An 11,907-nucleotide genomic window follows, 5' to 3' on the forward strand; every position below is an offset into this window, starting at 1 on the left:
ACGTGCTCGAACCCACCCGCCCGTCGATCGCGCAGTCGATCACGGCCCTCGATCAGGTGGCCTCGAACCTCAACGCGAATCGCGGCGAGCTCGACCGTGTCCTCGAGACGCTGCCGGTGAAGCTCGACAAGCTCGCACGCGTCGCCAGTTACGGCTCGTGGTTCCAGTTCTATCTGTGCGGTATCGACGTCATCGCAGGTCCCGGCTCGGTTCCGTACCTCAATCTGCCGACAGGGTTGCCGACCGTGAATCAACCCATCTACACGAATGCGGCCAAGCGTTGCTCGCAGGACGGGATGCAGGAGTTGCAGGGACGATGAGCACACGTCGTAGTCCGGCCGCCGCCGGTGCCCTGGGCATCGTCGTGGTGCTGCTGGGGACACTGTCCGCTTTCTTCCTCGACGAACTACCCATCATCGGGGCAGGCGCGACCTACAAGGCCGAGTTCAGCGAGGCCGCGGGCCTCAAACCCACCAACGAGGTGCGCATCGCCGGCGTGAAGGTCGGCAAGGTCACCGGCGTCGACCTCGAAGGCGACCGGGTGATCGTCTCGTTCAAGGTCCAGGACGCGTGGGTCGGGAACGACACGTCCGCCTCGATCCAGATCAAGACCATCCTCGGGCAGAAATATCTCGCACTCGACCCGCGGGGCACGGAGGTGCTCGACCCCGATCACCGGATCCCGCTCGACCGGACGGTCGCGCCGTACGATGTGATCGAGGCGTTCTCGTCGGCGGCCACGACCCTCGGTGAGATCGACTCCGAACAGCTGGCGGCAGGCTTCGAGACCCTGTCGGAGGCGTTCTCGGAGACACCCGACGACATCCGGGCTTCGATCGACGGCATCAGCCGCCTGTCCGAGACGGTCTCGAGCCGCGATCAGGAGTTGAAGCGGCTGCTCGACGCGACCGGCAACGTGTCGAAGGTGCTCGCCGACCGCAATGCCGAGTTCAACCGGCTGCTCTCCGACGGTGCCCTGCTCGTCGAGGAACTCAACAACCGTCAGCAGGCGATCTCGCAATTGCTCGACGGCACCAGGAGACTGTCGGCCGAACTGTCGGGACTCGTCGAGGAGAACCGCGAGACCATCGGTCCCGCCCTGCAGCAACTCCGCGGTGTCGTCGACGTCCTCCAGGAGAACAACGACAACCTCGATCGGGCGATGCAACTGTACGAACCGTTCGTCCGCGTCTACACCAATGTCGTCGGCAACGGCCGCTGGTTCGACCAGGTCATCGTGAACCTCACGCCGCCCGGCCTGCCCGAGATTCCCGGTTACCGCGAGCCCGGCCGCCGTCTGGAAGGGGGCAACTGATGGCACACGCCGAGAACGGCGGGTCCCGCGGCAACCGCGGGCGCATCGCGCTGATCGCAGCCGTCGTCGCGGGCGTGGTGGCCCTGGCCGGAGTGGGGTGGTGGATGTTCACCCGGCTGGGCACCACCGAGATCACTGCCTATTTCGACAAGGCCGTCGGCATCTACGAGGGTTCCGACGTCCGGGTGCTGGGCGTCGAGGTGGGGAAGGTGACGTCCGTGGAACCGCAGGGCGACCTCGTGAAGGTCGGGCTGCGGGTCGATCGCGGGGTCGACATTCCCGCCGACGCGCGTGCCGTGCAGATCACGCCGTCCGTCGTCGCCGACCGCTACGTCCAGCTCACCCCTGCTTACACCGGTGGCGACACGATGAGCAGCGGCGCGGTGATCGATCGTGACCGCACCGCCACCCCGGTGGAGGTCGATGCGCTCTATGCGAGCATCGACGAACTGTCGCGCGCGCTCGGCCCGAACGGGGCGAACCGTGAAGGCGCACTCACCGACTTCGTGGAGGTCGGGGCGCAGAATCTTGCCGGCAACGGCGAGGCGCTCGGGCAGAGCATCGAGAACCTGTCGGCTGCTGCGCGCACGCTCGACCAGTCGCGCGACGATCTCTACGGGACGATCGAGAACCTGCAGATCTTCGTCAGTGCCCTCGCGGCCAACGACGAGCAGGTTCGACAGTTCAACGCCCAGCTCGCCGATCTGTCGGGTTTCCTGGCGGGGGAGCGGCAGAATCTCGGCGAGGCCCTGAACACCCTGTCGGTCACGCTCGGCGACGTCGCGACGTTCGTGCGCGACAACCAGGCTGCCGTGAAGGACAATGTCGATGCGCTCGTGCCGATCACGGAGACCTTGGCGAACCGGCGCCAGGAACTCGTGGATTCGCTGACGCTGCTCCCGCTGGCGGTGAGCAATCTCGTCAACTCGTACGACGCCGAAGCGGGCGCGCTCGCCTCACGGCTGGTGCTGCCCGACCTGCAGGATCCCGCAGGGGCGGTGTGCAAGCTCATCGACCTGGGGAAGCTCGTGCCCGGAGACCCACGTTTCGAGCAGCTCGGCCGGCAGATGCAGCCGTTGATCGACCGTTGCCGCGATGTCGCGACGCAGATCACCGAGGACCAGCGGTCCCCGGATCTGATCCTGCCGTTCGGGATCCTCAGCGGTGAGAACATTCAGCGGCAGGTCACTCCGGGCACGGTGCCCGGCGTGGTCTCGCCCCGTTTCGACCTCCAGGGAGAAGATCGGTGAGCGGCGCGAAGAGCGCGGGTCGCGCAACGGCATTCGGCGCGGCCGCGTGCGTGGTCGCGGTGACGGTCACGGGGTGCGGGGGGTTGTCCGACGTCCCGCTGCCCGGCGGCGCCGATGTGGGCAGCGACCCGATCCGTCTGTCGATCCAGTTCGACGATGTGCTCGACCTCGTTCCGCAGTCGAGTGTGAAGGTCGACGGTGTCCCGGTGGGCCGCGTCGAATCCATCTCGGTCGCATCCGATTTCGGATGGACCGCCGATGTCGGCATCGTGCTCGACTCGAGCGTCGACCTGCCGGCGAACGCCTTCGCGACCGTCGAACAATCGAGCCTGCTCGGTGAGAAGTTCGTTCAGCTCACCCCGCCGGAGGACGAGCCCCCCACCGGCCGGCTCGCCGACGGCGACGTGATCCCGCTCGAGCGGACTCGGCACGCGACCGAACTCGAACCGGTGCTCGGCGCGCTGTCACTGCTGCTCAACGGTGGCGGTGTGGGTCAGCTCGCGCCGATCGTCAGCGAGTTGTCGACGGCCTTCGAGGGGCGCGAAGGCACCACCCGCAGCCTCATCGAGCAGGCCGAAACGCTCATCACCGGCCTCGAACAGCAGCGCGACGACATCACGCGGGCACTGGACGGTCTCGACGAGCTGACGGTGCGGGTCGCGGATCAGAACGAGAAGATCGCTGCGGTACTCGACGAGCTGCCGGTCGCGACCGAGGTGCTCGAACAGCAGCGGCCCCAGCTCACCCAGTTGCTCGGTCAGCTCGACCGGCTCGGCACCGCGGGTGTCGACGTTCTCGATCGATCCAAGGAGGATCTGATCGCCGATCTGCTCGCGCTGCGGCCGACTCTCCAGCAACTCGCGGCCTCGGGCGACGACCTCGTCGAGGCACTCGCCTTCGTGCCCACGGTGCCGTTCCCGGACGGCGTCGAGAAGGTCGCGCTGGGCAGCTCGGTAAACCTCTTCCTGCTGGTCGACCTGCAGATCGGCGATGCGCTGGCCGCGCTCGGCGTGGGTCAGGGCGAACCGGTCTACCGTGAGCCGGCCTTCGGCAACCCGAAGCCGCTGGTCGATCCGTCCAACCCGTATTACGGCGGCAACGGCCCGGCACCCGGCTGGCCGACGGTGTCGTTGTTGCCGGTGCTTCCCACCCCGAGGCTGCCGGGCGGTCTGAGGCTGCCCGAGGGCGTGTCGCTGCCCGACGGAATCGAGATCCCGGGGGTCACCGAGGCGGGTGCCGACACGAGTACCGAAGGTGACGAGGCCCCGCCGCCGGGGCCGCTGGACGGTGTGCTGAATCAGCTAGGACTCGGGGGTGGGCAGTGAGATCGCGCCTGGTGAAAGTGCAGCTCGCGCTGTTCGTGATCATCGCGCTGCTCGGCGTCGTGTTCGTCGGCGCCCGGTACGTGCGTCTCGACAACCTGATGGGATTCGGCCAGTACTCCGTCGACGCGCGGTTCCCGAGCGCCGGCGGTGTCTTCCCGAACGCCGAGGTCACCTACCGCGGCGTACCGGTGGGCCGGGTCGGGCCGCTCACGCTCACGGACGACGGCATCAACGTCGAGCTGCGGCTGGACAACGGCGGCCCGCAGATCCCCGCGTCGGCGCGGCCGGTGGTGGCCAACCGGTCGGCGATCGGCGAACAGTACGTCGATCTCCAGCCGCCGAACGACGAGGGCCCGTACCTCACGGACGGGTCGGTGATCGTGGGCACCGAGGAGGATCTGCCCACGCCGGTCGAGGATCTGCTCGTGAGCACGAACGACCTAGTGCGTTCGGTTCCGCTCGAACCGCTGCGCACGGTCGTCACCGAACTCGGAGCGGCCTTCGACGGCCGAGGCGACGACCTGCAGGTTCTCATCGACGCGCTTGCCGGTCTCAGCGAGAAGGGGTCGGAATATCTGCCGCAGACGGTCACCTTGATCCGCGACAGCCTCACGGTGCTGAACACGCAGTCCGACCAGTCGTCGGCGATCCGGCAGTTCAGCTCGGACCTGGATCTGGTGACCGCTCAGCTCCGCGATAGCGATCCCGATCTGCGGCGGCTCATCGAGACCGGCACCGACGCGAGCGATCAGCTCTCGCAATTGATCGAGGGTTCCGGTCCGGGTCTGACGACCGACCTCGCCAACCTCGCCGCGGTGGCGGAGACGGCCGCGCCGCAAGCGACCGCCCTGCAGCCGCTGTTGGCCTTCCTGCCTGCGGTCGCAGCCAGTGCGAGTACGGTCGCTCCGGGCGACGGCGCGGTGCGGCAAGGCATAGTGCTCGAGACCAACAATCCACCTTCGTGCACCATCGGGTACGAGGGGACGCAGGAGATCCTCGAGCAGATGCGCGCGCAGGATCCGAACTTCGACGACACCCAGCAGGATTTCCCGCTCGACACGAACGCGTCGTGCGAGGTACCCCAGGGCAGTGTCACCGGCGTGCGGAGCGCGAACCGCATCGTCTTCGCCGATCCGAACACGATCCAGCCCTGGGATTTCACACCGAAGAAGGACCCGGACAAGCTCAACCTGAATCCGATCGCGACGCAGCTCGCGCCGTTGCTCGGAGTCACCCCGAAGTGAGCAGTAAGTAGGTTTGTGGAGTGAGTGCACCAAGATCCTCCGACGCTCCGCCCGTCCCGCCCCCGTCTGCCGACGACCTGTCGCCGGGGGATGCGCGAGGTGCGGGCGGAGCACGCAGAGCAGCCCTCGTCGCTGTCTCCGTGCTCGCCGCCGTCGCTCTCGGGGCAGCGGTGTGGTTCGGGTACGGCTGGGGGCACGCGCTCCTGGTGGATCGGGCGGCCGCCGAGGCGCGCGATGCCGCGTTGTCGGGAGCGATGCAGGCCGCCGTCAATCTGAACAGTGTCGACGCCGACGCTGTCGATGTGTCCATCGAGAACATGCGGTCGTCGATCACCGGCGACGCCCTGCGCAACGATCTGGCAGCGACCGAGGAGGACATCCGGGCGCGGGTCGCGGAGACCGGCACGAGCATGTCGGCGGAGGTGCTGTTCGGCACGCTCACCGAACTCAACACCGACGACGATCTCGGACAAGCGCTGGTGGTGCTCGCGGTGCGCACCGAGACCCCCGAGTACTTCGTGACGAACAAGGTTCCGGTACTCGTGTCGTTGCGCAAGGACGGCGATGTGTGGAAGGCCGAGACGATCGAACCGCTCGCATCGGCCGAGATGGAGTCGGGACCGGCGCCCGGCACGACGCCCTCGGATCCCGCTCCGGTCCCCGGCGCGGAGACCGCACCCGAGGGAGCGGCCGGCCCGTGATGTTCGGCAAGTCGACGAAGGAGAACGTGTAGTGCCCCCGCAGCGACGCAAGTCCGGTCCGAGCGGGCCCCCGCGCCGCCGGCCGAAGGTCGCCGGATCGTCCCGGCCACCGCGGATGACACCCGCCGACGACGAGCGCTCGGACGCCCCGGAGCGGTCGATCGTGCCTTCGGACGCGGCGTCCTCGTCGCCCGAACCGGTCCGGCCCGCCGAGGTGAACCTGGAGAAGCCGGCGAAGACGGACCCCCGGACGGAGAGCGACGTCGGGGCGGAGACCGGGACTTCCGAGATCCCGCGCGAGCAGGCGAACTCACCCGATCGTCCCGCAGCCGACACCGGAGACATCGACGCGCCGCAGCGCGGGTCCGGTGGGTGGCGGCCGGTGGTCGTCGTCGGTGCAGTGGCGGTCGTGCTCGCGGTGATCGCCGCGGTCGCCGCCTTCCGTCCCGGTGCCGAGGTCTCCAACGCGGCGTGGGTCGATACTGCGGCCACGCAGGAGGTCACCGAGGCCGCGAAGGTCGCGATCGAGACGATGCACGGCTACGACTACCGGACGATCGACGAGGACTTCGCGCAGATCCGGGAGTTGCTGACCCCGGAGCGGCTCGAGGAGTTCGACTCGACTGCCGACGTCACCAAGAAGGCCGCGGTCGACACCCGCACCGTCACCGAGGTGATGGTCGAGCACATCGGCGCGACGATGCTCGACGACACCCACGCGGAGGTTGCTGCGTACATCAACGTGAGTGCCACCGGCGACGGCATCGCCCAGGGGAGCGCGGCCGCGCCGCTGCTGGTGAGGATGGAGAAGCCGGATGGACGATGGCTGGTCTCGGAGATCCGCGACCGGTGACGACGACGGCGGATCGCCGTCGTCGAGGGCGGTCTTTCCGGTGGCGACGCGCGGATCGTTCCTGACGCTCGGTCTTGACGCGGGCGACGCGAGCGGTCACTCTATCGGTACGCCTGTTCGACTGAAGGCTTCCTCGTGAGCCGCTCGCGGTCGTTTGCCAGGTTTCTTTCAGGCACCCCTGTGGACATTACACCTACTCAGGTGTAGGTTGGTTGTTTGCGCTGGCTGCCTCCTGTTCACCTTCTGATCGCCGAGTCGGAATTCGCCTGTTCGGGCGAGTTCGTCCCGGTGTGTCGGTGGGGTTTCCGATCGGGTTGCGACCAGCGAAAACGCCCCACATGAAGAAGCAGGTACAGCGGCGGTCGCACCGGTTGGAGCGGCCCGCATGAGGTGCTGGAAGGACGCATCTTGGCAGTCTCTAGCCAGACCAAGGCAGTAGCCGGAATCCCCGGAGCCCCGACGAGGGTGTCGTTCGCGAAGATTCGCGAACCCCTCGAAGTTCCCGGGCTCCTCGATCTACAGACCGATTCGTTCGAATGGTTGATCGGCTCGGAGCGCTGGCGCGCGAAGGCTGCGGAGCGCGGCGACGGTCACGTCGTCGGTGGCCTGGAAGAAATCCTCGACGAGCTCTCGCCCATCGAGGACTTCTCGGGTTCGATGTCCCTGTCCTTCTCCGACCCTCGTTTCGACGAGGTCAAGGCCTCCGTAGAGGAGTGCAAGGACAAGGACATGACGTACGCGGCTCCGCTGTTCGTCACCGCCGAGTTCATCAACAACAACACCGGTGAGATCAAGAGCCAGACGGTCTTCATGGGTGATTTCCCGATGATGACCGACAAGGGCACCTTCATCATCAACGGCACCGAGCGTGTCGTGGTGTCGCAGCTCGTGCGTTCGCCCGGTGTGTACTTCGACAAGAACGTCGACAAGAGCACCGAGAAGGACCTGCACAGCGTCAAGGTCATCCCGGGCCGCGGTGCCTGGCTCGAGTTCGACGTCGACAAGCGCGACACCGTCGGTGTGCGTATCGACCGCAAGCGTCGTCAGCCGGTCACCGTGCTGCTCAAGGCGCTGGGCTGGTCCACCGAGCAGATCGTCGAGCGTTTCGGGTTCTCCGAGATCATGATGTCGACGCTCGAGAAGGACAACACGGCGGGCACCGACGAGGCGCTCCTCGACATCTACCGCAAGCTCCGTCCGGGCGAGCCGCCGACCAAGGAGAGCGCGCAGACCCTGCTGGAGAACCTCTTCTTCAAGGACAAGCGCTACGACCTGGCGCGCGTGGGCCGTTACAAGATCAACAAGAAGCTCGGCCTGAACACGGGCCAGCCGATCGAGGCGTCCACCCTCACCGAGGAAGACATCGTCGCCACGATCGAGTACCTCGTGCGCCTGCACGCGGGTGAGAACAAGATGACCGTCCCCGGCGGCGTCGAGGTTCCCGTCGAGGTCGACGACATCGACCACTTCGGCAACCGTCGTCTGCGCACGGTCGGCGAGCTCATCCAGAACCAGATCCGGGTGGGCCTGTCCCGCATGGAGCGCGTGGTCCGTGAGCGCATGACCACCCAGGACGTCGAGGCGATCACGCCGCAGACCCTGATCAACATCCGTCCGGTCGTGGCCGCGATCAAGGAGTTCTTCGGAACCTCCCAGCTGTCGCAGTTCATGGACCAGAACAACCCGCTCTCGGGCCTGACCCACAAGCGTCGCCTGTCGGCGCTCGGCCCCGGTGGCCTGTCGCGTGAGCGCGCCGGCCTCGAGGTCCGCGACGTCCACCCGTCCCACTACGGCCGCATGTGCCCGATCGAGACCCCGGAAGGCCCGAACATCGGCCTGATCGGCTCGCTGTCGGTGTACGCGCGGGTCAACCCGTTCGGTTTCATCGAGACGCCCTACCGCAGGGTCGTCGACGGTGTCGTCACCGACGAGGTCGAGTACCTCACCGCCGACGAGGAGGACCGCTACCTCATCGCGCAGGCCAACTCGCCGATCGGTTCCGACAGCCGCTTCGCGGACGAGCGGGTGCTCGTCCGTAAGAAGGGCGCCGAGATCGAGTACGTCTCCGCCGACCAGGTCGAGTACATGGACGTCTCCCCGCGCCAGATGGTGTCGGTCGCGACCGCCATGATCCCGTTCCTCGAGCACGACGACGCCAACCGTGCCCTCATGGGCGCGAACATGCAGCGTCAGGCCGTGCCGCTGGTGCGCAGCGAGTCGCCGATCGTCGGTACGGGCATGGAGCTGCGTGCCGCCGTCGACGCCGGCGACGTCATCGTCACCGAGAAGAGCGGCGTGATCGAAGAGGTCTCCGCCGACTTCATCACCGTGATGGCCGACGACGGAACCCGCAAGACCTACCGTCTGCGCAAGTTCGACCGTTCGAACCAGGGCACCTGCTCGAACCAGCGTCCGATCGTGGACGAGGGACAGCGCGTCGAGTCCGGCCAGGTCCTCGCCGACGGCCCCTGCACCGAGAACGGTGAGATGGCGCTCGGCAAGAACCTGCTTGTGGCGATCATGCCGTGGGAGGGCCACAACTACGAGGACGCGATCATCCTGTCGCAGCGCCTCGTGGAGGAGGACGTGCTCACCTCGATCCACATCGAGGAGCACGAGATCGATGCCCGCGACACCAAGCTCGGTGCCGAGGAGATCACCCGCGACATCCCGAACGTCTCCGACGAGGTCCTCGCCGATCTCGACGAGCGCGGCATCGTCCGCATCGGTGCCGAGGTCCGCGACGGCGACATCCTCGTCGGCAAGGTCACGCCGAAGGGCGAGACCGAGCTTACCCCCGAGGAGCGCCTGCTCCGCGCGATCTTCGGTGAGAAGGCGCGCGAGGTGCGCGACACCTCGCTGAAGGTGCCCCACGGCGAGAACGGCAAGGTCATCGGCGTGCGCGTGTTCTCGCGCGAGGACGACGACGATCTGCCTCCGGGTGTCAACGAGCTCGTCCGTGTGTACGTGGCGCAGAAGCGCAAGATCCAGGACGGCGACAAGCTCGCCGGCCGCCACGGCAACAAGGGCGTCATCGGCAAGATCCTCCCGCAGGAGGACATGCCGTTCCTCCCCGACGGCACCCCGGTCGACATCATCCTGAACACCCACGGTGTTCCGCGTCGTATGAACATCGGTCAGGTGCTCGAGACGCACCTCGGCTGGATCGGCAAGGCCGGCTGGCAGATCCAGGTGGCCGGCGACGGCAGCCGTCCCGAGTGGGCGCAGAACCTCTCCGAGGAGATGCTCGCCGCCGAGCCCGACACCAACATCGCCACCCCGGTGTTCGACGGTGCCCGCGAGGAGGAGCTGACGGGTCTGTTGTCCTCGACGCTGCCGAACCGCGACGGCGAGGTCATGGTCGGTCCCGACGGCAAGGCGACGCTGTTCGACGGTCGCTCCGGCGAGCCGTTCCCGTACCCGGTGTCGGTCGGCTACATGTACATCATCAAGCTGCACCACCTGGTCGACGACAAGATCCACGCGCGTTCGACCGGCCCGTACTCGATGATCACGCAGCAGCCGCTCGGTGGTAAGGCGCAGTTCGGTGGTCAGCGCTTCGGTGAGATGGAGTGCTGGGCGATGCAGGCCTACGGTGCCGCCTACACGCTCCAGGAGCTGCTCACGATCAAGTCCGACGACGTGGTCGGCCGCGTGAAGGTCTACGAGGCCATCGTCAAGGGCGAGAACATCCCCGAGCCGGGTATCCCCGAGTCGTTCAAGGTGCTCCTCAAGGAACTCCAGTCGCTGTGCCTGAACGTGGAGGTGCTCTCCAGCGACGGCGCGGCCATCGCGATGGCCGACGGCGACGACGAGGACCTCGAGCGGGCGGCCGCCAACCTGGGCATCAACCTTTCCCGCAACGAGTCGGCCACGGTCGACGACCTCGCGAACTAGGAGCCGACCCGATGCGGTACGCCGAACCGGTCTTTCGGAGGCGTACCGCGTCGGGTCCCGGCAGCGATAGCGACAACTAGCAGCAACACAACCCGCACAGGGGAAAGGAAGTTACGTGCTCGACGTCAACTTCTTCGATGAACTCCGGATCGGCCTGGCCACCGCCGAGGACATCCGTAACTGGTCGTACGGCGAGGTCAAGAAGCCCGAGACCATCAACTACCGCACGCTCAAGCCCGAGAAGGACGGCTTGTTCTGCGAGAAGATCTTCGGTCCCACCCGGGACTGGGAGTGCTACTGCGGCAAGTACAAGCGTGTCCGCTTCAAGGGCATCATCTGCGAGCGCTGCGGCGTCGAGGTGACCCGCGCCAAGGTCCGCCGCGAGCGCATGGGTCACATCGAGCTCGCCGCTCCGGTGACCCACATCTGGTACTTCAAGGGTGTGCCGAGCCGTCTCGGCTACCTGCTCGACCTCGCGCCGAAGGATCTCGAGAAGATCATCTACTTCGCCGCGTACGTCATCACGTCGGTCGACGACGAGCTGCGCCACAACGAGCTCTCCACTCTCGAAGCCGAGATGGAGGTCGAGAAGAAGTCGGTCGCCGATCAGCGCGACGCCGACCTCGAGGCCCGGGCGCAGAAGCTCGAAGCCGACCTCGCCGAACTCGAGGCCGAGGGCGCCAAGTCCGACGTCCGCCGCAAGGTCAAGGACGGCGGCGAGCGCGAGATGCGTCAGCTCCGCGACCGCGCGCAGCGCGAGCTCGACCGTCTCGACGAGATCTGGACGACCTTCACGAAGCTGAAGCCGAAGGATCTGATCGTCGACGAGATGATCTACCGCGAGCTCCAGGACCGCTACGGCGAGTACTTCACCGGTGCCATGGGTGCCGAGGCGATCCAGAAGCTCATCGAGAACTTCGACATCGACGCCGAGGCCGAGTCGCTGCGCGAGACCATCCGCAGCGGCAAGGGCCAGAAGAAGCTGCGTGCTCTCAAGCGCCTGAAGGTCGTGGCGGCGTTCCAGCAGTCCGGCAACTCGCCCATGGGCATGGTGCTCGACGCCGTGCCGGTGATCCCGCCGGAACTGCGTCCGATGGTGCAGCTCGACGGTGGCCGCTTCGCGACCTCCGACCTCAACGACCTGTACCGCCGCGTCATCAACCGCAACAACCGCCTCAAGCGACTGATCGACCTCGGCGCTCCCGAGATCATCGTCAACAACGAGAAGCGGATGCTGCAGGAGTCGGTCGACGCCCTGTTCGACAACGGCCGTCGTGGCCGGCCGGTCACCGGTCCCGGTAACCGTCCGCTGAAGTCGCTGT

7 protein-coding genes and 2 pseudogenes are annotated in these 11,907 nt (G+C 66.9%); all 9 read left to right on the forward strand.

The window, feature by feature from the left end:
* Nucleotides 1–320 (forward strand): annotated as a pseudogene (locus R1101_RS26165) (MCE family protein); the annotation flags it as partial.
* Complete coding sequence (locus tag R1101_RS0108225; RefSeq protein WP_016932962.1) at nucleotides 317–1,315, forward strand: MCE family protein; 999 nt, start codon at nucleotides 317–319, stop codon at nucleotides 1,313–1,315. The pseudogene R1101_RS26165 and the gene R1101_RS0108225, both read left to right, overlap by 4 nt.
* Entirely contained in the window at nucleotides 1,315–2,565 is a 1,251-nt protein-coding gene (locus tag R1101_RS0108230) for an MCE family protein (RefSeq protein ID WP_016932963.1), read from the forward strand. Before R1101_RS0108225 ends, R1101_RS0108230 begins: the two co-directional genes overlap by 1 nt.
* Nucleotides 2,562–3,890, forward strand: coding sequence for an MCE family protein (locus R1101_RS0108235; protein WP_016932964.1), 1,329 nt, complete (start codon nucleotides 2,562–2,564; stop codon nucleotides 3,888–3,890). Before R1101_RS0108230 ends, R1101_RS0108235 begins: the two co-directional genes overlap by 4 nt.
* Nucleotides 3,887–5,134: an MCE family protein gene (locus R1101_RS0108240; RefSeq protein ID WP_026003028.1), complete on the forward strand. Its 1,248-nt coding sequence runs from the start codon at nucleotides 3,887–3,889 to the stop codon at nucleotides 5,132–5,134. Before R1101_RS0108235 ends, R1101_RS0108240 begins: the two co-directional genes overlap by 4 nt.
* Before the next feature lie 140 nt (nucleotides 5,135–5,274).
* Nucleotides 5,275–5,835, forward strand: coding sequence for a hypothetical protein (locus R1101_RS0108245; RefSeq protein WP_016932966.1), 561 nt, complete (start codon nucleotides 5,275–5,277; stop codon nucleotides 5,833–5,835).
* 31 nt (nucleotides 5,836–5,866) lie between these two features.
* A complete protein-coding gene (locus R1101_RS0108250; protein WP_026003029.1) occupies nucleotides 5,867–6,688 on the forward strand; it encodes a hypothetical protein in 822 nt (273 codons plus the stop codon).
* Nucleotides 6,689–7,078: 390 nt separating this feature from the next.
* On the forward strand, nucleotides 7,079–10,585 hold the full coding sequence (gene rpoB, locus R1101_RS0108255; RefSeq protein ID WP_026003030.1) for a DNA-directed RNA polymerase subunit beta: 3,507 nt from the start codon (nucleotides 7,079–7,081) through the stop codon (nucleotides 10,583–10,585).
* 115 nt (nucleotides 10,586–10,700) lie between these two features.
* Nucleotides 10,701–11,907: pseudogene (locus tag R1101_RS26170) on the forward strand (DNA-directed RNA polymerase subunit beta'); the annotation flags it as partial.

Source organism: Rhodococcus sp. R1101, assembly GCF_000278445.1.
Lineage (GTDB): Bacteria > Actinomycetota > Actinomycetes > Mycobacteriales > Mycobacteriaceae > Rhodococcus > Rhodococcus gordoniae.

Excerpts from the sequence above, each read along its gene's own strand:
- R1101_RS0108225 (WP_016932962.1), top strand. The coding sequence starts at position 317 with ATGAGCACACGTCGTAGTCCGGCCGCCGCCGGTGCCCTGGGCATCGTC.
- R1101_RS0108230 (WP_016932963.1), top strand. The coding sequence starts at position 1,315 with ATGGCACACGCCGAGAACGGCGGGTCCCGCGGCAACCGCGGGCGCATC.